The organism is Sphingobacterium sp. LZ7M1 (genome assembly GCF_024296865.1).
Lineage (GTDB): Bacteria > Bacteroidota > Bacteroidia > Sphingobacteriales > Sphingobacteriaceae > Sphingobacterium.
The window spans coordinates 4,023,680-4,047,177 of the sequence record NZ_CP101134.1; the positions used below are offsets into that span (position 1 = coordinate 4,023,680).

The window sequence follows — 23,498 nt, forward strand, 5'->3', positions numbered from 1 at the left end:
AAATGAAAAATCAATTAATCAAACAATCATGGATCTATGCAATGGCAATTTTAACCCTAGTTGCCTGTACAGAAGAAAACCCAGTACCTCCAACACCTGTAAAGGAGAACAAAGAAGGTAAATTTCTGGTTGCTGTATCGGTCCCTGGTTCAACTACCGCTACTTACTTCCTTCCTGCAAACTCTTTGGCAAACGAAAAAGACAGTATTTCACCAAAAGGAACCGGTTTGGAGTTCACAAATACATTCACGCAGTTTATGTCATATGGACATGTAGGCCTGGTTGGAATCAAATACGGACGTGGAGATGCACATATAGGGCAACGTTTCACTATTAATCCATCTGGAGCTGCCATGACTGTGGGGAATCAATTCGAAATCCAAAACGGATTCGTAACGGCTGGTGTTGTTGGTGATTATGCCTATACCATCATGAGTGGATATAGAGCTGCTGATAAAACCGTAGGAACCATGAACCGTATTGGACTTTCAGCGGGAGAACCCCAATTCCAAACGTTCAAAGTCAATCAATTTAATGGATTCGAAGGTAAGAATGCCGCATTGATAGGATTAGCAGATGGTAAAGACGATGCATTCTATACCAGTCTGCACTTCCACGAAAACACGGATATCGACAATGTTGTGGTAGCAAAAATAAACGCTAAAACATTAAAGACCGAAGCGGTCTATAGCGATTCACGTCTATCTATTTCTGGAGGTTTTTACCGTTCAGCTAGATATTCCCAAATCGGTGTTGCTTCTAATGGTGATGTCTATGTTTTCTCGGGCAATAACTTCGGAACTAAAAAAGCAGGAGCTTTGGTTATCAGAAAAGGCGAAACTACTTTCGACAAAGGGTACTTCTGGGATTTAGAAGCAGCATCTGCTGGTTATAGGTTCAGTAAAGTGTGGCCATTATTGGATGATATATTCTTGATTGAATTCTACAACAAGAAATATGAAGCTGGAAAGCAACCTGGAATGGATGCTTCCTCCCAATATGCGGTGGTAAACATGAAGGAGAAAAAATTCAATTGGGTAAAGGGAATCCCAACCTACAACAATATGCCATCGGGACTTAGCTGGCCATATGTATTTGAAGGCAAAGCTTATGTCGGACTAACGGAACTAGATAAATTCCCACAATTCTATGCTATCGATCCTCAAACAGGTACTGCTAAAAAAGGATTGGTTGTCAAAGATGCCAATGAAATTCAGGCAGCAGCCTTTATTGAAAAGAAATAAAATTTGTTTATGGTAATAGTAAACCAGGTCAGGATCAATTCCTGGTCTGGTTTTTTTTCTAGCCCCTTACAATTATCCTCAGCCCATTGTCCCCGAATCTCAATTCTTCATCCCTATAATTCGAATCACCCAATTCGGCAATCATCTTCACATTGTTTAAGGCCTTTTGCATATAGTAATTATTCCTATAACCGCGATCCTCCAAGAATTTCAACATTTCCTGCAGATCAGCGGCAGATAGCAATTGGGAATGCACAGTTGTTCGGACTTCAAATTGAATGTTGGCATTCAACAAGATATCCAATGTTTCTTCAAAAGCTTCGAAGGAACCAGAAACAGTTATTTCATGAAAACGTTGTCCCAAGCCCTTGAAATCGAGCGCTACATAATCCAAAAGATCATTGTCAATAAGGCTTTTGATCAGCTTTGGTCTTGCCCCATTGGTATCGACTTTAATGAGGTATCCTAAAGATTTGGCAATCTTCACCAAGGACATCATATCTGGATGCATGGTACATTCCCCACCGCTAAAGACAACCGCTTGCAATAGGCCCTTTCGAGATTTCAAGAAAGCTTCAGCTTGATCGATGCCAATCTTACCTTTACCAAATACGATATCAGGATTATAACAATATTTGCAACGCATATTGCAGCCCACAAACCAAAGGATGCAGGCTGCTTTATTAGGGTAATCCAATAAGGTAAAAGGAGTTATATCATATAGAGCATTTGCCATATCCTTCTTGGAACAGGGTCCGCTGTTTATGCTCTCCTTGTTTACCGATATTGAAACTTTCAACAGGTCTATGATACCCCATTACACGAGTATAGACCAAACATTTACTGCGTTCTTGCTGATGTTGCTGCAACAATAGCAATCTTTCATTCTTCATGGTTTCCATATTCACTATTTAAATTATATTGATTCACGATTTCATCATCACATTTTGGGCAATATTCATGTTCCCCATTCAGGTATCCATGCACAGGACAGATACTAAATACAGGAGTTACCGTGATATAAGGCAATCTGAAATTGCTCAATACGGTCCTTACAAACAGCTTACAGGCTTCAGGAGTACTGATCTTTTCCCGCATGTACAGGTGCAATACCGTCCCACCGGTATACTTACATTGCAGTTGATCCTGCAGCAACAATGCTTCAAATGGATCGTCCGTATGATTTACCGGAATTTGGGAACTGTTGGTATAATATATCTGTTGATCTTGCCCAGCCTGTAGAATATCAGGGAAGCGTTTTTTATCTTCTTTAGCAAAACGATAGGTTGTCCCTTCAGCAGGTGTCGCTTCCAGGTTGTATAGATTGCCGGTTTCTTCTTGGAATTTTTTCAAGCGCTCGCGGATATAATCCAGGATCTCACTGGCAAATTCAATCCCCCAATCCGAAACAATATTTTCCTGATTGCCAGTATAATTGCGGATCATTTCATTCATCCCATTGACACCGATGGTCGAAAAGTGATTCCTGAAATGGGAAAGGTATCTCTTGGTATATGGATACAAACCATTATCGTACATTTCCTGAATAAATTTCCTTTTCTTTTCGAGGGTCGAACGTCCGATTTCCATCAGTTCATCCAGTCGGGCAAACAGACCATCCCTATTTCCTTGGTACAGATAACCCAATCTGGCCATATTAATGGTTACCACACCGATACTGCCGGTCATCTCGGCACTTCCAAAGAGACCATTTCCACGTTTCAGCAATTCCCGAAGGTCAAGTTGCAAACGGCAGCACATACTCCGTACGGCATTCGGTTTATAGGCATCCGGATTTTCCTGTCGATCTCCATTTTCATCAATAAAATATTGGCTACCGATAAAGTTTTGGAAATAAGAGGAACCGATCTTGGCCGTGTTCTCAAACAGGACATCCACATTTTCTCCGTTCCAATCAAAGTCCTCTGTGATGTTCACGGTAGGGATAGGAAATGTAAAAGGCTGTCCATTTGCATCGCCTTCGGTCATGACTTCATAATAAGCCCGATTGATCATGTTCATTTCCGGCTGGAAATGTTTATAGGTCAAATCTTCCAATTCTTGAACGCCTCTTTCAAGCGCCAATGTTTTCAAGACTTCATTATTGATGCCCCTGAACAGATGTTTTCCTGCTTTGGTAGGGATTTGGTCCCTCAAGTCCTGTGGGACATTCCAATCGAGGGTAATATTGGTAAATGGAGATTGCCCCCAACGAGCAGGAACATTCAGGTTATAGACGAAGCTACGGATAGCTTTCTTGACGTCAATCTGGCTTAGGCAATCCTTAAAGACATAAGGTGCAAGATAGGTATCAAACGAACTGAAGGCCTGAGCTCCTGCCCATTCACTCTGCAGAATGCCCAAGAAATTGGCCATCTGGCCCAGGGACTCCCTGAAATGCGAAGGTGGATTACTATCAACCCGACCCCTGACACCATTGAAACCTTCATCCAACAACACCCTTAGACTCCAACCGGCACAATAACCGGTTAAACAATCCAAGTCATGTATATGGATATCAGCGTTACGATGGGCATGACCTTCAATCCTATTGTAAACCTTATCCAACCAGTAATTGGCAATGATCTTTCCAGCAGTATTGTTCACCAAACCGGCATTGGAAAATGAGTTATTGGCATTCGCTTGGATACGCCAGTCGTTTTGGTAAATGTATTCCTCGACAGCATGACTACTATCCACATAAGTACTGGAATCTACAAAACGATCGATATGCTCACGTTGTAATTTTCGGGTATGGCGAAACAACATAAATGAACGCATCACCTGAAAATATCCAGCTGCATAGAGCTTTCTTTCTATGACGTCCTGAATGTCTTCAACATCCAAGAGGTCGGCATTTTGCTGTTCGTCCAGAATGGTTTCTATGATCTGCTCATCATAAGGAACAGACACACTTTCGAATGCCTTTTTTATGGCATCTTCAATTTTATAGGAATGAAAAAGTTCAAGAGAACCATCACGTTTGATCACGTTTTTCATAGGCATGGTTTTAGAATGAGAGATAGATTTCAAGAATTACATAAAGCTAACCACAAAAGCCCCAGTATTTTATGAGGCGAAACATAAAGGCCTATTTTGTGCAAAAAATTAGAAAGAAAAGTTGATCTGGGCTATTAAATTACGGCCAGGTCTAGCAATCTTCATGATATCTTGATGGCGAAAATAATATCTATCAAAGATATTTTCCAACCTTAAATTAGCGGTTAGTTTTTGCTGCTTTATTTGGAATGCCTTCCGCACCGCAACATTGAACAAGGTTGCTTCGGGTGTAGCGGTATCCCCATAAATGGCGGTACTCACTTTATTTTGTTTAGCAAAATAACTTACTTCAAATTGCGCCACATAGCCCTTATGGTTAAAGAGGAAAGTATTATTATTGGTAAAAGGCGAAATCAACGGCAGGTAATTGCCTTCAAAATCCTTTCCTTCGGAAAAGGCTATGGTGCTCAACCACTCCAGATTCTTTAAGAACTTGATCTTCATGGCCATTTCAGCCCCCATCAGATTGGCATGTTCCAAATTCTGATGTTGTTTCACCCCAGTAGCACCAATGGTCATCACATGAAAGTCAGGATTAATCCTTCCGGCAATGTAGTCCCTGAAATAGTAGTTATACAGATTTGCCTCCAATCTAAGCCAAGGAAGCTGATAGCTGAGACCAAAGCTTGCCTGTAGTGACTTCTCGGTTTTCAGATCCACATTACCTAGGTAATCATAGCTATCCAACCGGTTGAACAGATAGAACCCATAATATTCCTGAAGACTGGCACTGCGGTTCGCATATCCAATCTTTGCCATCCAATGCAAATTGGCAGATGGATGATAATGGCCGGTCAGGTTAATGTTTCCAAGGTGATTTGAACCATCGAGAGGAGCATCTGTTAAGCTAGATAGCTGTTCTTTCCCTTGCTGGCTATAGATACTGGAGTTCGCTAAGCTATAGGTTCCCATAAAATCCAGCATCCATTTTTCATTCAGATAGTATCTATCTGACAGGTCCAAGCTCAGCAAACCTCGCTGTACATCGGGCAGGGTAAACATAAACATAGGATTACCTTCTTTTGGATACATGGTCATATTGGCTGTCAACCTATTGATGTATCCATTTAGCCTTGCTTGCAAATGATGCTTGGCAAACTGATATCCCGACTCGGAATAAAAGCCAGCAGTACATGACAGACCGGGCATATCCATGTGCATCGGAACAGTTTCCGCAGGTCTTTTGCTATCATCCATAGCATGGTCTATATGGTTGAAATAAATCTTAGATCGAATTTCATTCAGCCCTACTTTGCCGGCATTATAGACATGCGTCAGGGAAACAATATTTGCATTGGCAAAAGCAACATCCATGGTCAATGCAGGATACCCAATATCCTGACCATAATCGGCAAGATATTGGGCAAGTATTTGATTCTTGGAATTCAACTTATAGGTCGCAGCAATAGATCCATTCCATTTCTGGAACTGCGAATTTGGAACAATTGTCCTGTCCGCCGCTTTATAGTTCTGTGCTTTTCTAAAAATTCCGTTCACGAGGAATGCAAATTTATCCGAACTATATTGCAGTGATGCCAAGGTCTGAACAGCTTGTGAGTTCGATTCATAACCTGTCCCTAGCATTCCATTCAATTGAGGTACTTTGGAAAGTTCTGGATTGGCAAGTTTGAAGTTCATTCCTCCGGCCATTCCCCCAGCATAGCTGTTGAATGATGGGCCAATATTCACATTGATCTGCTTCAAGTTACTGGGCTCAATGTAAGAGCTGATAGGATCCATACGATCGGTACATGCTCCAAAAATCGCCATTCCATCAATTGTCAGATTGATCTGCGCAGCATTTAGGCTACGGATGGTTGGTTCCCAGGCATAATTGCCCCTGCGAACCATCTGTACCCCAGCTATCCTGTCCAAGATCTGGTCAATATTGGCTTGTTTAGAAGCTCGTTGTTCATTTTCAAGCTGCTTATTTACTGAAACCTGAGTACTTACCACCACTTCCTCAATGGCAACATTCTTCAAGGTGTCATGATGATGATGCTGGGCTTGAACAAATTGTCCAGCCGCAAGGAAGCAAAAACTTAAAATAAAAGAAACCCTTTTCATAAGCCCTAAATTTTAACGAGTCCTAACAATTTTATTGATCCTTATTATCAAAAAAGAACATCTAGAAAGACATCTTTCCCTAACTGGGTTTCACCCTTGCTGATATTGAAGAATAATCTCCAATCTCCAGACATACTGAAATTCACTTTTCCTTTATAAATTCCTGCACCTGAACCCTGTGGGTTTACATTATTGCTGGAGCCATGGTTCATGGAAGTCATTTCGGGATGGAAATCTAATGTCAATCCATCTTGAACAGGAAATGAAAACATATTTTCCCTCCAGAAAACCATCACTTCCAAATCATTGATTCCAATCTTTGGGGAAGAAGGTTGTACCAAGGTCAGGATGTAGCGTTTATTATCAGGTGCAGTGAAAGACTTCACAGGAACATTACGCGTGGCTGCAGGTTTGATCACGACCGGAAAGTTCAGCGTTTCATTATTGATTTTCAGGTCAATTGCCCAAGTTCCATTATCCGCAGTAGGCATGGTAAAAACCACAAAACCTTGGAAGGCATCAACGGCAGAATTGAATGCAAATTTACCGGTAGGTGCACCATGTTTCATGGTACCCATATCCATGACTGGAGAAAATTCTATCTTATCTGTAGCATTAGATTTTCCATCTTTCAAAACTCTGATATAAACTTGTTGAAAACCTACAACCAGGTCCTTATCAGCCAAGAGCTGGACCTGCGTTGAGGCATTTATCGTTTTTTCAGCAATGATCATTTTATCTTCCAAAGGATTCTCCAAACCATCGTCCTTTTGGCAAGAAGCCATCGTCAGAGCAAATAAACTCCAACAGATCACATAGATTACATTTTTCATAGTAGTATTAATTTAGTTTTATTGTCTATTCAATTGTTCCCTTCCCGCCTCGGTCATCAGATCAGGTGACCATTCCGGTTGCCAAACCAGTTCTAATATGATTACTCGGTCAGGAAAGGTCTTTTCCATACTTTTTTGCACCGCCTGTGTGATGGACCCTGCCATCGGACAATAGGGCGTCGTTAAGGTCATTTGAATCTGTAGCTTGTCGCTCTTTGTAAAATCAAATCCATAGACCAAGCCCATATCAATGATGTTTATCCCAAGTTCTGGATCCATGACTAACATCAGCGATTGCATCGCCTTCAATTGCTCCGAAGCAAACGGAGATGTAAAATCAACTTCCATATTCCTCCTTCCTCTTATGAGTCAGCACCTTCAAAACATTCATTAAGTAAGAAACGGAAAGAAGGACCCATAGGATAGAACTGACAGTGATCAACCATTTGATTTTGAAGCCAACCGCCAGCAAGGTCAGTGATAAACCTGCAAGGAACAGGATGTATTGGACCTTTAATAATTGATGGCTATATAGGTCTTTCGGCATGGGCACATTGGCCATTCCGTTCAAGTTTTTATACTGAATGTTCCAAATAATAAATGGCAGGGTCTTAAAGGTCATACCCAAGATTATTCCCGTTATCCAACCCAAGAATATCCAAACCATATAGAGGGTAACCCAATTCCCTGACTCTTGATTAATTACGAGTGGCAAACTTGCAAAAGCAGCAAACAGACTACCAATGGATAATAAGCTATGCTTGATAGGGATCTCTATTTTTTTTCGAAGCCTGTTCTTTAAACAGTCCTGAATAAATACCCCCCAACTAATGACACCCGCAAGGATCAATGTTCCGCATAGCAGAAGTTTGTAATCCACTTGATTTCTATATCCGTGAACCAGGAACATGATCAACCCTGTATTGATCAGGGTAACAGAAATAAACAATGCTTTTCTCTTGATTGATTTACCCATGACGAACATGGGGATCATCTTTGCCCCTGCCCCGAGGATCAGTTGTAGAAACCATCCCGCTAAACCAGCATGGGCATGCAGTTTCAAAATGTCTAAATGATTCTTGGAAATATAGTGATGCCCTAAATTAATGGCCAGCAATAATCCTACAGTTGTAGTGAAACATAACCAGAATGCGGAAAACATGAAAAACAGATTGAATTCAAACGATTTTTCATGGTTCTTACTGGTCATCCATATGACCAGGAAATAGATATAAGAAGCCAAGCAAACTAGGGACCCGCCTAAAATCAGGACCCAATCAGTACGGAAATTCCAAAAGCTATGGATCAAGAGACAGCTACCTACGGTTAACGGGAAATAGCTGAACAAAGCTAATTTAGGGGAGAACAGAGTTTGCTCAAATATGACCGGCACTAATTGATAGGCTGCCCCAAATATGATCATGGTGCCCCACCCCAAGGCTAGGGTATGGACTATAGCTAGAACCTTAGGTTGAAAATAATGTCCTAGGATTTGGCTCCCCGTCAATACCAACAGGATGCTGAAAACTAGGAAAAAGATAGCCGCCGTAGCAAAAAATGGCACAACTACATATCCTTTAGTGGCATTATCCATCGAACTTAAAGTCATATCTCTTTACTTAAGGATGAATTAATATTCTCACATCTCCTTCGGCAATTTCGCTGACAAATACCCGATAAGGTAGATTGCCCAATTCTTCCAACAGGTAAAGGGGTACTTTCTTGTGTTGGACAAAAAGGCCTTCATTCGCTTTTAATTGGCCCAAGGTTTCCAAGATACGCTCCATAGGTTGTGGCATTGGCAAACTCCTAACATCCAACTCTACCATATCGAAACTCTTCTTATTCAGTATCCCTTCGATCACATCAAAGGATACAAACGATATCATGGACTCTATTTTGGTCACCGCCTTTTCTCCCATTGGCTTATAGAAATAAGTATGAAATTCCGTTTTTGAAACTTCATCGGTATAACTGAATGCGCCTTTATCTTCCAGTCGGCTAATAAGTGGGAATGGCAAAAATGTATTGATGATTTCCAAAACTGCCTTTTCAGGAAGTGATTTATAAGCTGCCATGATTTCTTTTAAAGGATCACGGTCAGCATCTAGAATTGGCCTGACATCCAATCGAACAATCTGTTCACATTCCAGTAGCCAGCCTGGTTTATTTTGTACTTTCTCTAATTCAGAAGTCTTGGGCCCAGAAGCCTCTTCCCATGTAAAACCCAGTGGCTCCAGAACACGTCTAAAGTCATCTACAGAACAGTTTGCAATCTTTGCAGCTTCCATGATATTGACACGAGGAGTCAAGACCTTACGCAATATTGGAATTTTGATTTTCCGTAAGGGTTTCGCTATTGATGCAATGGCATCAATGCACAACTCATTAGCTTTGATAAGCTCTGAGATTTTTGTGAATTGATTGATTATCATGGCAAAAATGAATTTTATGACAATGTATAAAACCGTCAATCGGACCTGTCATTTGTTTGGCATTGTACCAATTGCCGTACTCGCTCCTATAGATCCTTCTTTTTAAAATACCTGACCGACAGCCATAGTGGAATGCTCGCCCACAAAAACAGGACGCCCATGGTTAGGCCCATGCCTAGTGCATTTCCAAAGAAGTCTCTAAAAATTGCTCCGGTGTAGCCCATCATGGCAGAAAGGTCGAGTTGTAAGAGGATCATGATCCGACAGACATCGATGGGGTTGAACATGGACAATCCAACCATAAAGTTCTCGATTGGGTAGTCCGAAAATTGGAACAACATAAATAAGACCAAGGCATCGAACAGCAACCCGAAATACAACCACAAGAGGATTGCAAGTCCGATACCTTTGGATTTGTCCCGAATCAATACAGAGGTCCACAAGGCTATTGACACAAAGATCACAGAAAGCAATAACCCGCATCCGACCAAAATTAATCCAGAACTGCTGAAAGCATAAATGAGGGTTGGTATCCCTACGCCTATAAAAAAGGATAGACATAAGGTACCTGCCAGACCTGCAAAGATGCTCAGCCAAATATTCCCCCGCTTCAGGGGTTGACTCACTAATAAACAAATAAATTCAGCACTATTATAGAGGTATATGCTTGAAAATACGATACTTACCAGAGGAACTACAAAAAGTACAATGTTCAATAAACTCACCAATCCTTTTTCATAATTATCTTCCATACTGAACACACTTACTGAAAGGGCAAAGAGTAAAACGGTATAGAAAATGATGGTTTTATTTCTCAGTAAATCAACAAAAACGTAGCGTATAATTTTATTCATGGATAGCCTATTTAGTTTGATTTGGAACAGACATGACCTGCGCAATTGCTTTAGACAATTTATCTGTACCTGTATCTATCTTTAACTGTTGAAGTGATTTATGGAACATCAGTTTCCCTTCTTGCAGATAAATGATTTGGGAAACTAAATCGTCCAGGTCACTGAGCACATGTGAACTGATAATGATCAGTTTATTTTCATTCATGACCTTCTGGATCTTACTTTTCAATATTTCGGAGGAAAGAGGATCTAGTCCGGCCGTCGGTTCGTCTAAGATCAAGGCCTTTGGATTAAATAGAAATGCCAAACATGCACTGACTTTTTGCCTAGTCCCTCCAGACAGCGTGCCCATACGTTTATCCAACAATGCTGGTAAGTTAAACGCGTGGTATAAGTCTAGATCTAACTGATCTTCTGGCATCTTTCGAATATCTTTCATCATATCCAATACCTGACCTATGCTCATATTCTCTGGATATTGTCCAATCTGTGGCATATAGCCGATCTCTTTTCGGTAAGAATATTTGTTTTGGATATTCTCGCCGTCAAATTTGATGATCCCAGCACTCGGCACCACCATCCCCAAAACAGATTTGATTAGCGTGGTTTTTCCACTTCCGTTTGGACCGATCAAGGCGACACACTCCCCTCCATTCAAGGTAAGGTTAATGTCTTTCAGCACCTTAAACTTGCCAAAGTCTTTGAAAATATGTTGGATTTCGATCATAATTAAACTGATTTCATACGTGGTTTCTCATCTTTTAACCCTTCTGGGGTCAAACTTGGCAAAAGCTTCTCGGTACGATCAAACAACGTCACCATAAAACTTCTAAAAAGCAACATGGCAGATGGATAGCGCTCGACCAACATGGAAAATAAACTTACTGGGCGGAAAGGAATATCCCCAATCCCATCCTTATCCAGATCATAGCCTTCATATTTATCCCAATAATTATTTTCAAAATTGTTAAGGGTCAACGTTCCATTGGTTGCCACATCAAATGTGTTTTGCAAGAAATTATTATTCTTAAAATCATTGTCCATACAACTCGCCTGGATTTTTACGCTCCATCCATTTCCTTGAAAAAGGTTGTTCTCGATTTGGATCCTATTGGAACCTTCCATAAAAATTCCGGCGGTATTGCGATCAAATGTATTGTTGATTATTTTACTGTCTGATATATCTTTTAGGAGCAGACCATAAGCGGAATCCCCCCAGTTTTCTTCAAATTTATTGTTCTCCATATGTACATTCTTGGTGTACATAACGGCCACTCCGGCACCATTTGCCCGGAATATGTTTTCTATATAGCTGTTGTCATGTGAAAACATGAAATGCAGGCCATATCTCAGGTTGCCTTCTGAGCGGTTTTTGTTGACATGGGTATGGGTTACAAATTCTAGATAGATGCCATCCCGATGTCCTAAGATCTCATTGTTCTCAATGAGTAGGCTGTCCGATTTCCAACCATGGATACCGTTGCCAATCAATTGTTCGGCCGTTCCATAAGCCTGGATCTTGTTACCCCTGATCTCCAGATGTTTGGAGTTTTGGGAATAGACCCCAAAGAAATTATCATCCAATACATTGTTGATAATGTTGACATGATGGGTATTGTAGATTTTTATTCCCGCCACATCATTAATGGAGGAATGTCCAGAGCCCTTGATCCTAAATCCTTGAATATTGACAAAGGGTGATTTTACGGAGATTGGCTCATGTTTTTTATCTCCATCCAATGTCGGCATACCCTCACCGATCAGGCTGATAGCTTTGTCGATGATAATATTTCCCTCCTTATAGGTTCCAGATTGAACCAGTACGGTATCGCCTTTTTTTGCCAGGGCAATCCCTTGTTTTATGGATGTCACCGAATGATTTTTGCCTACTCTAATGGTAGTGGCATGAGACATGCCACCTACCATAAATAAACAAATCAACGCACTAAATATCTTCCAAACTGATCTTCCCATGATGCAGGTTTTATTTCCAAAGGTCTTCCCAACTAAGGGCGGTACCTCCTAATTCAGCTTTTGTCTTTTCCAGATCCTCTGTCTTTTCAAAGGCTGCAATATTTCCACGCATAGGGCTTTTCAGCTCTTCGCTTTTCAAATAGAACATCTTGTCTGCTGGCAACAATTTATTACTGCTATAATCCGGTAAAAAATAGGCTGCAACCTCTTCCTTTTTCACGTTGCTTTCCTTCACAAAGGAAATCATGCATTGTACATCGTCGAAATTGTAAACTCGACCTTTTTTAGTCTGCAACTGTGTGCCAAATCGAGCATCGCTAATAGTCATTTTGCAATAAGCACATTGGTCAGAGCCATATTTTATGGGCTTTGGTTCACTATTGCCTTGACATGCTTGCAATCCAAACATGATCAGAAGGACACTGCTCAAGCAGATAAGAAATATCTTAGTTCTGTTCATTTTTAAGTTTTTTAGAAGTTTTCGTTTTGCGCCATTCTTGAATGACACAAAAAGCCAAAATAATTCCGCAAAGGATAAAAATCCAACCACCAATATCGGGAACGGAATAAGCTCCGAAATTCAACAGCTTTTTATAGCCGATCAATGGAGGAGTATAGGACATTCCTGGTACTTTGATCGGTGCATTCGGGTCAAGGTTATGTCCATAGTTGTACTCCCAAACATAGAAGTCTACCATGGCTACAATCCCAAATAGCAAGAATGCTCCAAATAAATAGTATACCCACTTTCTTTTGTTGGCAAGACCGACAACGGTAAAGGCCAATGCAAAGAATCCAATGATATAAGGAAGGACTGTGAATTCCTTAAAATCCTCCTTATGTAGGGTTTTCATGCCGATATAATGGTTCAATCCGTTGATGATATCCACCTGTCCAGACAATTTATGGCTGAATATCTGCAGTTCCAACCCTTCTGGGTATTGAGCTGCATCCAGCTCAATACGCCAAATCGGAAGGAAGATGACTGCTACTAAAGCCAGGCCGCATAGTACCAATAAGACACGGTGCAAGACTGACAAGTTGTTTGTAGATTTCATCTCTATGTAGCTTTAGTTAGTACTCTCTTTAGGCATGTTTGTGCCAACGCTGTAGGTCAACGGAACATTATTTCCTTTCTTCGAAATACGGATATAACCTTGCATTTCCTGGTGCAATGCACTACAGAAGTCCGTACAATAGAATGGGAACACACCAACACGGTCTGGTACCCATTTTAAGGTCTGGGTTTCTCCTGGCATAACCAAAAGCTCGCCATTTTTGGCTCCTTTTACGGCAAATCCATGTGGCATATCCCAGTCTTGCTCAATATTGGTTACGTGGAAATAGACCTCATCGCCTAATTGAACACCCTCAATATTGTCAGGTGCAAAGTGGGAACGGATAGAAGTTAGGTAAACATGGATTTGGTTACCCTTACGTTCTACGCGAGCTTCACTCTCTCCTTTTGTAGCATGTGGGTTCGTATTTTCTTCGATTTTGAAGATCTTAACGCTCTTGTCTACGACTTTGTCTGCCTTAATTGCTTGCGCATAGTGCGGCTCACCGATTGTAGGGAAGTCCAAGATCAACTGCATCTTGTCTCCTGAAATATCAAAGATCTGCGCACTTTGTGACAATTCAGGTCCTGTAGGAAGGAAACGGTCTTTTGTAATCTTGTTATAAGCAACCACATATTTTCCATAAGGATTTTTGGTATCACCACCAGGGATCATCAAGTGACCTGTTGAATAATAAGTTGGAACACGGTCAATAACTTTCAAAGTCTTCACATTCCATTTCACCAATTCTGAGGATACGAAGAATGAAGTGATCGCATTTCCTTTTTCATCAAACTCAGTGTGCAATGGACCTAAACCTGGTTTTTCTACCTCGCCATGTAATGCTGCTTCATATTTAATGATTGGAATACCACCGAATTCACCTTCGAATTGTTTTCCAGCAATCGCTTTTTGGATTTTATCGAATGAGAATACTGGAATTAAAGCGGCAAGTTTACCTGAACCGACAATATATTCACCCGTAGGGTCAACGTCTACACCGTGAGGTGATTTAGGACAAGGGATATAGTAACACAATCCTTCTAACTCTTCTGCCTTCAAGACGATAGTTTCCGTTTTGAATTCAGTAGAAGAAGTATGTGATTTTTCATCGTACTTGTTGTGGGCATATTTCAGACCAGTAACCTTTTTACCTTTACCAGCTTTTAAATATTCCTCTGCTTTTTTCCAGTTTACTGCTAAAACAAAGTCTTTGTCATTTTTAGACGCATTTACCTCTAACAAGGTGTTTGCTTGTTCAGTGTTATAGGTAGAGAAGAAGAACCAACCATGAGATACACCTTTACCAGCACGACTTAAATCGTAGTTGACTCCAGGAGTTTCAATCTGGAAGGATAATTCCATGTTTCCACTCGTTTTGTCTACACTGACAAAGCTCAATGAACCACGGAAGTTCTGCTTAAAGGTATTGATAGGCACGTCGCCACCTTCACCATCTAAAGGAACCGAAAAACGCGTTCCTGCTACCACATACTCTGTATTTTCAGTGATATAAGGTGATGAGTGGTTACCCCCACTGTTCGGAAGTTCAAGGATCTCTGCTGTACGGAAGGTAGTCAAGTCGATACGCGCAATACGTGGTGTATTGTTGGCATTGGCAAATACCCAACGACCATCATAGTTACCGTCGGTTTTTGATAATTGAACGTGGTGCAAATCATCCCAAGGCACATTACCATGGGAAGTTTCCAGCATAGGTTTCGTTTCTTCACTGAATCCCCATCCTTTTTCAGGATCCACGGAGAATACCGGGATGACCCTTAACAAACGTCCTGAAGGCAGTCCGTATACAGACATCTGTCCGCTGAAACCACCTGATACGAAGTTGTAAAACTCATCGTATTTTCCTGGAGCGACATAGGTCTTTTCTGCGGCATTACCACTGACAGCTTCACCGGCCCCTTTGGGCTTACAAGCTTGGAATGAAGTGAGCAGCGTGGCCACAGCAATCCCTGATAGAAAATATTTTTTAAATTCCATTATAGTATGATTTAGATATAATAACTTGCTTTCGAATTATTTCACACCATCATTTTGACGCATAAATTCCAAGATTTTGCGGGCATCATCGTCTGTTAAGTTTTGGTTAGGCATACGCACTAAACACAATTCCAATTGCGCTTGCAACTCAGGGTCTTTATCCAACATCGCATCTGGGTTGGTAATAAAGTTCATGATCCATTCTGGTTTTCTACGTTCTGAAACGCCTTTCCATCCTGGTCCAACCAATTTCTCATCGGTCATCTTGTGACATGATGCACACTTTAAATCTACAATGGTCTTGCCTGCTTCAGCCATCGCTACATCCAGCTTGGCGCCTAGGTCAACTGTTGTAAATTTTCCTTCTCCGCGGTTAGGGTCATAGGAGCTTGCGTCAGTACCAGCATCGCTAGATGCGGCGGCTGTTTCCTCTGGGAAGGAACGCTCTGATTTTTGTTCACTATTGTTTGATGAACAGGCATATATAAACATGGCCATCAAAAAGAGTACGGTTAATTTTTTCATAGTTTCTTAGATTTTTTTGAATTCAATCAATGATTGTGTATTACGTTTATTACAAAGGTACCGGCAAGCTTGAGGCTAATTTTATGAGGCAAATCATAATTTATTGATTAACAGTATTGATTTATGGTAATCAACCCTGCATCCTATTGACTATTAGAGAATTAAGTCTAATTTTGATTCTAATCACTATTTTGAGTGACTACCATCAACTATGAAAACAGTCTTTCTGGATAGATTTGTCTTAAATAGAAAGACATAAAACAAACAAGGATATGATCCCATCCGAGTTACTTATTGAAAAAGGCGCAACCGTTAAAAAAGTGGAAAGCGCAGAAGTGATATTCCATGAGAATAGTCCTTCAAATTTCTATTATCAAGTGATCAGTGGACGAGTAAGAATTTGCAACTTCCTTGCCGACGGTAAAGAAGTATTGCATAAGGTCGTCTGTGCAGGCGAGGGATTTGGGGAGGTTGCCATACTTGATAACGGTTTCCATGTGGCAACTGCCATCGCAGACAAACCATGTACCATGCTAAAGTTATCCTCTAGCGCATTTATGGAGATTCTAAGCGATTACCATAGCATCATGCTCTTGGTAACCCAACGAATAGCAAGAGAACTTCGGTTCAAGCTCTTCATGACGAAAATGATCTGCAGCTATTCGCCAGAGGAAATCCTGATTCATCTGCTCAATAAATTAAACGATGAAAACAAACTCATCTGTGGGGAATGTCATCGATTGATGTTGACCAGGCAACAATTGGCAAATATGACCGGGTTAAGGGTGGAAACCATAATCCGAGCCATGAAAAACCTTGAAAAAGAGGAAAAACTTTCCATTATCAAAGGAAAGGTATTTATCCCGACTTATTGCACTGGAAAGGTCGAAGGTTAATTAGCTTAGAAAAAAGGAATGTCAGCAACACTCAAATTTAATTCTGCAAAAGATTGGACTCTACTAACCATGTTCAGTTTTCTGATCGTGGGAATCTATGGTCTATTGATGCGCCTTAAATTTCTCTTTCCCCTACCCTTCCTGGATCAAAAAAACCTGATGCATGCACATTCGCACTTTGCATTTTCGGGATGGGTGTCTCAAGCGATCATGATTTTCTTGATCTTGATCGTTACTGGAAATAACATGGAAAAGAGCTTTCCCAAAATTTATAGGAATATCCTATCAGCCAATTTCCTGGCATCCTTGGGCATGCTGATCTCATTTACCATTACGGGTTATGCCTTTCTCTCTATTACATTCTCATCCTTGGTCGTGTTGGTCTCCTATTGGTTTGCGATCGTTCTCTGGAAAGACCTCAATAAATCCTCTGTTCCAAAAGCGATATTGATCTTGATCAAAGCCGCAGTAATATATAATGTTCTCTCATCGATTGGCACATTTGCCTTGGTTTACCTGAAGGTAACCCATCAATTGGATCCATTGAAACAATTGGCCTCTGTCTACTTCTATCTGCATTTCCAATACAATGGCTGGTTTTTCTTTGGCTGTTTTGGTTTGTTGAACCATTGGATTTTCAAAAAATTTGGCCAGAGTATCATTAGCCCGAGGTTCTCATGGCTGTATATCTCAACAGTTGTTCCTGCTTATTTTCTGTCTGTACTCTGGTGGAAAGGATTCCCTAATTGGCTTTATGGATTATTGCTGCTAACCGTTTTGGTACAAATTTTCCTATGGGCAAAATTCCTTATCAAATTCTTTGCTGCCAAAAAGAAAACGGATGCATTACAGTTAAGTAAAGTTGTCTTTATCTTATGGTCCTGTGTGGCCTTAGCGGTCTGCATCAAATTGATCCTGCAAGCGATCTCCATTATTCCGGCCTTAAGCCAATTGGTCTATGGCTTTAGACCGATCGTTATTGCCTACCTACATTTGGTATTATTAGTAATTATTTCCTTATTTTTATTGGGCTACGCCTTCAACAGTCAGGCTCTAAAAATGAATAAGGGTATTGGAATTGGGGTCTATGGCTTATTGCTCGGGATATTCCTCAATGAATTTGTGCTAATGATCCAAGGAATCGGAGGTCTTATGCGTCATAGCTTCCAAAGAACCCACGAAACCCTAGGGATTGCAGCAATCATAATAGTTATCAGCATCTGCCTGATTATACATAAGCAGATTTTCGGTTCTCCAAAAGGAGAATCACTGGAGAAATCAGAATAAGAGCAAAAGCACTTATTTCAGGATAATATTTTAGCTATTCCAATCAAGTGGTTTCCCCGTATCTAAGTTTACTCTCATTCGAGACACATTCCGAATTTTCCGAATATGCCTCGAATAAGACTAAAGCTATACTCGAAACAAATGGTCGAATTTGAAAGAATTTGGAGCTAAAATAGTCAGCTACAAAAGGTCATTTTACTTAATGGAAATGGATAAAATAAAATTAAATTTACCAGTAGAAATGAGAAAAAGATATGGAAAACAAGAATTATCCTGTGCTTTTGGTTGCCGATAAGCTTCAATTGGAAAATGTCTCAAAATATAAGACCGAGAAAGAACAATTCGAACAATTAGCCAATCATATAGATGAACTGGTTTCCACAAATTTCAATAAGGTGATCAGTATCCTTTATCGAATCGATGTCTCCGAAGAAAAAGCTAGACGGGCATTGGCCGAAGAAGCAGGCATTAGGTCCCCCGGACATACTCTAGCCCGACTATTGATCGAGCGAGAATCCGAAAAAATCAAGTATAGGGAAATGTACAAGAAAAGATAAGGTTACACCCTATTTAACTTATATGGAAAAACCTTTCCAGATGCCCATTGCGCCACATATAAATTATCATCATCATCCACACAGACATCGTGGGGATGAACAAATATCTTGTCTTGTTGCTGCATAGTCTTTAAGGTTCCATCTTGGTAAACAGGTTCTGTACCCCCTATATTGCTGACCACCTTATTGTTTTTGTCCAGGATGGTAACAAAGCCCGAACCTGCAACATCCATATTTGGAGACCTTAAAACTGCCGCATAAACATGGTTCCCTTTGATCACAGGTCTACACACACATTCTCCTGGCAGCTGGATAATCTCCAACAATTTCCCTGCAGTATCAAATCTTTTAAAGCAGTTCCTCGTTCGGTCTGTAATCAAAAGGCTTTTTTTACCTTTTCTTTTGTCAAAGGCAATTCCATGCGCATTATCAAGAAATTGATCTCCTTCTCCTCGACCGCCAAAATGATTGATCAATTTACCTTTACTGTCATAGTGTAGGATATGTTGAGCGCCATAGCCATCGGCAATATAGATGTCGCCATTATCATCGATTGCAGTTTCCGTAGGTACAAATTCCTCTTTTTTATGGTAAAGCCCAATTCCTAGAGGAGCATCAATGGTCAGGAGGACCTTTCCTGAAAGGCTGGTTTTATAGACCTGATGTTTATCGGTATCGGTAATATATAGGTAATCAGTTCCATTTTCATTATGCAAGGTCAGGCCATGACCTCCGGGGAAGTCATTTCCCCAACTTTCCAATACTTTACCGTCCTTATTGAAGACAATGACGTTATTCTTTGTTTCATTGGTCAGCAAGATGATCCTACCCTTTTTATCCTGTACCATTTCATGGCAATCATTAACCGTTAATTTCGGGTTATGTTTAGTTGCCCAAGCCGTATCCAGACTATACTTCATGCTATTATGACCATAAACGATGTTTTTCGGTTTGGAAAACAAGTCTTTCATGATCAACAAACTCCCTGTTAGGACAGTAGATTTTTGGATAAATGCTTTTCTATTCATGATGTAGATTTATAGGTTAAATACCAGTTATTTTAATATGATTTCATCCACAAATAACCAAGGTGGGTTACCATCTCCGGGAAAACCTTGTGGAATTTTAGGATAGTGCTTTGTTTTCAGTCGAATAAAACTGATTTTCTGATTAGGGATTGCACAGGCAATCATTCGTTTATATCGCATTTTATCCACTTTATCCAGGTCCAATTTGACTTTGTTCAAGAGTTTGAGGTTCAGGGAGTCAGTTCCACCCCAGATTTCAATATATTCAGGTGGATAGATATGTTCATTATACGACTGTTTAATGCTGAGAGCGAGGGTATCGAGTGAAATTGCTTCACCGAAGCTCATCGTCGTAGAAAGGTCATTCCCCTGAAATCCTAACCACTTACCATCTGCATTGTTATTGCCTCCACTTTCCAGATCAAAGAAGCTTTGTTCCTTTCTTGCTTTATATTGTTGACTAGGTTTAGTTTCTAACACGATGGTCTTAGGACTAAACGAAGTTGCATAGAAACGTTGCTGGGTTTCATTGCTAGGCAACCAACCCTCTTTCACTGCCTTGACACGTAAATTAGCATCCTTGTTCAGCAGGATAGGTTCCTTATAGATCTTGGCCGTTGAAGAATCCGGATTCGTACCATCCAAGGTATATCTCAATTGCACACCCGTAATAGGATGACTTAGTGAAACTGTCATCTCTTTCTGGAAAAAGCTCCGATTAGGATTTATTCTTACCGGTGTCAGGGCCAATTTTTGGGAATCATCAGATTTCGATCCCGCATCTATTTTCAGGGTTGGAAAATCCTTTCTTATCGCATCTAGATCCGTAGGTTTTAATGCAGTGTTCCAAACGAAAATTTTCCTCATATTTGGCAGATTTGCCAAAGATTTGATTCCTTCTATGCTAATGCCAGTGCCAATGAGGCTGATACTTTTAAGGTTTTCATGATCCTTAAGCAATGCCAGGTCTTCGTTGCTTACCTTACTGTTGTTCAGGTTCAGGATCCTCAGGTTCTTAAATTTATTGAGTGTTTGGATGTCGGCCTTTTTAATCGGCATGGAACTCAAGTTTATGGAGACCACCTGCTCGGCAATGGAGGATAATTCAGAAAGCGATTTATCCGTAAAAAAGTCCTTGCCATAAAAGTTTACATCCAAGGCTGGAGAGCCAGCATCCAAGGGGTTGATGATCCTGTAGGGTGTGTTTAGTTTCTTTACTTCAGCTTCATCTGCTGCAGCGAAATCATAGGTTTCTGCTCCAGCAAAACCATAGACAGACTTGACAGCCTGAAAGAGGGTATCCTGAACGGCGAAGGCAGAAAGCGGAAGATCAAATTTACCACCGCTCTGTATCCAAGCTCGTAAAAGAGATACCTCATCGATACTCAATTGAGGTTTCCCTTTAGGAGGCATCTTATGTTTATGTTCAATATCCAGGAGGATACGTTCGATCATTAAACTGGTCAATGCGTTACCCGCAGTAAAGACCTTTCCATTCTCGCCACCTTTCAAGATTGATGTACTATCAGATAGGACAAGTCCGCCCTTAGGTTTACTTGAATTATGGCAGCCTACGCATTTTGCCTGAAGGATAGGCATAACTGCATCTTCAAAAACAATAGCGGTTTCAGCATCCAATTCCTTTGATTTCTTTTCCATGATGGGCGACATGATAAAATCCTCACCATGGGTAAGGGATGCACCAAAATGCCCAACAAGAAGCAACAGAATGATGGAAATATTCATGCCAAGGGCAAAGACTTTCTGGTATTTGCCACTGGAGTTGAATCGGATAAAAGCCAGTAAGGCAAGTGTCAATAGGGATAGGCCAACTCCGGTATATTTATGTATTTCATAGGTCCTTCCTTCAAATCCCCCTTCCTTAGAAAGTAACAGCCCCATGATGACCGTGATCGCAGTCAGTAAGGCACTGATGAACAACAGGGAGTTGAGGATAGATTGAAGCGTTGGTACTTCTTTTTCAAGGCGAGACCTAAAAAGATAGAGGATCCAGCAGATGACCAAGAGCACAATAGGAAAATGCAGCAACAAGGGGTGCATTCGGCCTACAACCTGTAAATAAGCGGGGATCTGAATGCTGTTTTCAAACAGTAAGAAAAAAATGATAAAGCTGTTGAGGCCTATCAATATATTGAAGTGCAAATTTTTGATTGTCATTTAGCTTCCCTGTTTATGCTAAAATATCTTTGACTACATTACCTGCGACATCGGTCAATCGGTATCTCCTTCCCAAATGCTTATAGGTTAGTTTTTCATGATCTAAACCCAGTGTATGCAGAATGGTAGCATGGAAATCATGTACATGAACAGGGTTTTTGACAATATTATAGCCCAGTTCATCCGTCTCGCCATAGACCATGCCCGGTTTGATACCGCCACCTGCCATCCAAACGCTGAAGCAGCGCGGGTGATGGTCACGGCCATAATTATCCACGGTCAGTCCACCTTGGCAATAGTTTGTTCTACCAAATTCTCCGCCCCATATCACTAGGGTTTCATCCAACAGACCTCTTTGTTTAAGATCGGAAACCAATGCTGCGGAAGCCTGATCCACATCTTTTGCTTGCATGGCCATTTCATTTGGGAGACCACCATGTTGGTCCCAGCCTTGATGGTAGAGTTGCACGAAACGCACTCCATTTTCTGAAAGTTTTCTGGCAAGCAGACAATTTGCCGCATAGGTACCAGGGACCAAGCACTCAGGACCATACATTTTTATGATATGGTCAGGTTCTTTGGACAGGTCAGTTACTTCCGGTACGGAGGTCTGCATTCTATATGCCATTTCATATTGTTGGACTTTTGCCGTAATCTCGGGATCCTTGAACGTTTCAAATTGCATGCTGTTCAATTCGGCGAGCTTATCCAAAAGTTTCCTACGGCTCATCTTATCGGTTCCTTCAGGGTTATTAAGATAGAGAACCGGATCAGGACCACCCATAAATTGCACCCCTTGATGGACAGAATCCAGGAATCCGTTGGTCCAAAGTTTAGAATAGACTCCTTGACCATTTCCTTTTCCCTTAGAAACTAGGACGCAGAAGCCCGGTAAATTTTGGTTTTCACTTCCTAGTCCATAACTCAACCAAGCACCCATACTCGCACGGCTACCCTGTTGAGATCCCGTTTGGAAGAAAGTGATGGCGGGATCATGGTTAATGGCATCTGTATGCATAGATTTGATGATACATAGATCATCCACGATCTTTGCCATGTGCGGAAATAAACTGCTTACCCAAGCTCGACTTTGTCCATATTGAGCAAAATCAAAATATGAACCCACCAGTGGAAAAGTAGCTTGACCTGCTGTCATACCGGTCAATCTTTGTCCGCCACGGATTGATTCTGGCAAGTCTTGACCGATCATCTCCCTAAGCTTTGGTTTATGGTCGAAGGATTCCAATTGGGATACGCCACCAGATTGGAAAAGGTAAATGACCCGTTTTGCTTTAGGAGCAAAATGAGGCAAAGCTCTTTCAAAGGCTTCTTGGCTACCAGGTTTGCCCGAAAACAAGTCTGGAATCAATAAAGACCCTAAGGCTATACTTCCAATCCCTATGCTTAAACTAGATAAAAATTGCCTGCGGTTTTGGAACAGCTGAGCTTCTTTTACTTCTTTATCTAAGTTATTATCTATCTTTTTTCTCATGATTATCCA

General features: G+C 40.9%; 22 protein-coding genes. 4 read left to right on the plus strand and 18 right to left on the minus strand.

The features are described from left to right. Positions 1-2 precede the first annotated feature (2 nt). Entirely contained in the window at positions 3-1,244 is a 1,242-nt protein-coding gene (locus NMK93_RS17270) for a DUF4374 domain-containing protein (RefSeq protein ID WP_254528986.1), read from the plus strand. Between the two features lie 58 nt (positions 1,245-1,302). Here the strand turns inward: NMK93_RS17270 and NMK93_RS17275 are convergent, their stop codons facing one another. The 15 genes from NMK93_RS17275 to NMK93_RS17345 all read right to left on the minus strand — a co-directional run bounded on the left by NMK93_RS17275 (position 1,303) and on the right by NMK93_RS17345 (position 16,051). Beyond that, complete coding sequence (locus tag NMK93_RS17275) at positions 1,303-1,980, minus strand: anaerobic ribonucleoside-triphosphate reductase activating protein (RefSeq protein WP_254528984.1); 678 nt, start codon at positions 1,978-1,980, stop codon at positions 1,303-1,305. Beyond that, positions 1,961-2,146: an anaerobic ribonucleoside-triphosphate reductase gene (gene nrdD / locus NMK93_RS17280; RefSeq protein WP_095067913.1), complete on the minus strand. Its 186-nt coding sequence runs from the start codon at positions 2,144-2,146 to the stop codon at positions 1,961-1,963. Before nrdD ends, NMK93_RS17275 begins: the two co-directional genes overlap by 20 nt. Continuing rightward, positions 2,127-4,244, minus strand: a complete 2,118-nt coding sequence (locus NMK93_RS17285) for a ribonucleoside triphosphate reductase (RefSeq protein ID WP_254528982.1) — start codon at positions 4,242-4,244, stop codon at positions 2,127-2,129. Before NMK93_RS17285 ends, nrdD begins: the two co-directional genes overlap by 20 nt. Positions 4,245-4,352: 108 nt before the next feature. Continuing rightward, the gene (locus NMK93_RS17290) at positions 4,353-6,371 is read right to left on the minus strand and encodes a TonB-dependent receptor (protein ID WP_254528980.1); all 2,019 of its coding nucleotides are present in this window, start codon (positions 6,369-6,371) and stop codon (positions 4,353-4,355) included. Positions 6,372-6,418: 47 nt separating this feature from the next. Further along, a complete protein-coding gene (locus tag NMK93_RS17295) occupies positions 6,419-7,204 on the minus strand; it encodes a FixH family protein (RefSeq protein ID WP_254528978.1) in 786 nt (261 codons plus the stop codon). 18 nt (positions 7,205-7,222) lie between these two features. Beyond that, positions 7,223-7,552, minus strand: a complete 330-nt coding sequence (locus tag NMK93_RS17300) for a metal-sulfur cluster assembly factor (protein ID WP_254528977.1) — start codon at positions 7,550-7,552, stop codon at positions 7,223-7,225. Further along, on the minus strand, positions 7,542-8,813 hold the full coding sequence (locus NMK93_RS17305; protein WP_254528975.1) for a hypothetical protein: 1,272 nt from the start codon (positions 8,811-8,813) through the stop codon (positions 7,542-7,544). The genes NMK93_RS17300 and NMK93_RS17305 overlap by 11 nt, the downstream gene beginning before the upstream one ends. 10 nt (positions 8,814-8,823) lie before the next feature. Then, a complete protein-coding gene (locus NMK93_RS17310) occupies positions 8,824-9,639 on the minus strand; it encodes a DUF2249 domain-containing protein (protein ID WP_254528973.1) in 816 nt (271 codons plus the stop codon). A gap of 86 nt (positions 9,640-9,725) precedes the next feature. Next, positions 9,726-10,493: an ABC transporter permease subunit gene (locus NMK93_RS17315; RefSeq protein ID WP_254528971.1), complete on the minus strand. Its 768-nt coding sequence runs from the start codon at positions 10,491-10,493 to the stop codon at positions 9,726-9,728. A gap of 7 nt (positions 10,494-10,500) precedes the next feature. Next, on the minus strand, positions 10,501-11,220 hold the full coding sequence (locus tag NMK93_RS17320) for an ABC transporter ATP-binding protein (protein WP_185213015.1): 720 nt from the start codon (positions 11,218-11,220) through the stop codon (positions 10,501-10,503). Positions 11,221-11,222: 2 nt separating this feature from the next. Beyond that, positions 11,223-12,467 carry a nitrous oxide reductase family maturation protein NosD gene (locus NMK93_RS17325; RefSeq protein ID WP_254528969.1) on the minus strand — a complete coding sequence of 415 codons (1,245 nt, stop codon included), beginning with the start codon at positions 12,465-12,467 and terminating at the stop codon, positions 11,223-11,225. 10 nt (positions 12,468-12,477) lie between these two features. Further along, a complete protein-coding gene (locus NMK93_RS17330) occupies positions 12,478-12,927 on the minus strand; it encodes a nitrous oxide reductase accessory protein NosL (RefSeq protein ID WP_214648454.1) in 450 nt (149 codons plus the stop codon). Then, positions 12,914-13,525, minus strand: coding sequence for a hypothetical protein (locus NMK93_RS17335; RefSeq protein ID WP_197700953.1), 612 nt, complete (start codon positions 13,523-13,525; stop codon positions 12,914-12,916). Before NMK93_RS17335 ends, NMK93_RS17330 begins: the two co-directional genes overlap by 14 nt. A 12-nt stretch (positions 13,526-13,537) precedes the next feature. Continuing rightward, the gene (gene nosZ, locus NMK93_RS17340; protein WP_185213017.1) at positions 13,538-15,526 is read right to left on the minus strand and encodes a Sec-dependent nitrous-oxide reductase; all 1,989 of its coding nucleotides are present in this window, start codon (positions 15,524-15,526) and stop codon (positions 13,538-13,540) included. Positions 15,527-15,562: 36 nt separating this feature from the next. After that, positions 15,563-16,051: a c-type cytochrome gene (locus NMK93_RS17345; RefSeq protein ID WP_185213018.1), complete on the minus strand. Its 489-nt coding sequence runs from the start codon at positions 16,049-16,051 to the stop codon at positions 15,563-15,565. A gap of 272 nt (positions 16,052-16,323) precedes the next feature. On the opposite strand from NMK93_RS17345, the gene NMK93_RS17350 reads away from it, so the two are divergent. The 3 genes from NMK93_RS17350 to NMK93_RS17360 all read left to right on the plus strand — a co-directional run bounded on the left by NMK93_RS17350 (position 16,324) and on the right by NMK93_RS17360 (position 18,791). Then, positions 16,324-16,947: a Crp/Fnr family transcriptional regulator gene (locus tag NMK93_RS17350; RefSeq protein ID WP_254528967.1), complete on the plus strand. Its 624-nt coding sequence runs from the start codon at positions 16,324-16,326 to the stop codon at positions 16,945-16,947. A gap of 18 nt (positions 16,948-16,965) precedes the next feature. Beyond that, entirely contained in the window at positions 16,966-18,234 is a 1,269-nt protein-coding gene (locus NMK93_RS17355; protein WP_254528965.1) for a hypothetical protein, read from the plus strand. Positions 18,235-18,488: 254 nt separating this feature from the next. After that, a complete protein-coding gene (locus tag NMK93_RS17360; protein WP_254528963.1) occupies positions 18,489-18,791 on the plus strand; it encodes a hypothetical protein in 303 nt (100 codons plus the stop codon). Between the two features lie 2 nt (positions 18,792-18,793). Here NMK93_RS17360 and NMK93_RS17365 read toward each other — a convergent pair whose 3' ends face one another. The 3 genes from NMK93_RS17365 to NMK93_RS17375 are packed head-to-tail and all read right to left on the minus strand — an operon-like array spanning position 18,794 to position 23,489. After that, positions 18,794-19,819 (minus strand): hypothetical protein, encoded by a 1,026-nt coding sequence (locus tag NMK93_RS17365; protein WP_254528961.1) that lies wholly within the window; start codon positions 19,817-19,819, stop codon positions 18,794-18,796. 27 nt (positions 19,820-19,846) lie between these two features. Further along, positions 19,847-21,997 carry a chitobiase/beta-hexosaminidase C-terminal domain-containing protein gene (locus tag NMK93_RS17370; RefSeq protein ID WP_254528959.1) on the minus strand — a complete coding sequence of 717 codons (2,151 nt, stop codon included), beginning with the start codon at positions 21,995-21,997 and terminating at the stop codon, positions 19,847-19,849. Between the two features lie 13 nt (positions 21,998-22,010). Further along, positions 22,011-23,489 (minus strand): DUF1501 domain-containing protein, encoded by a 1,479-nt coding sequence (locus tag NMK93_RS17375; RefSeq protein WP_185213024.1) that lies wholly within the window; start codon positions 23,487-23,489, stop codon positions 22,011-22,013. Positions 23,490-23,498 lie beyond the last annotated feature (9 nt).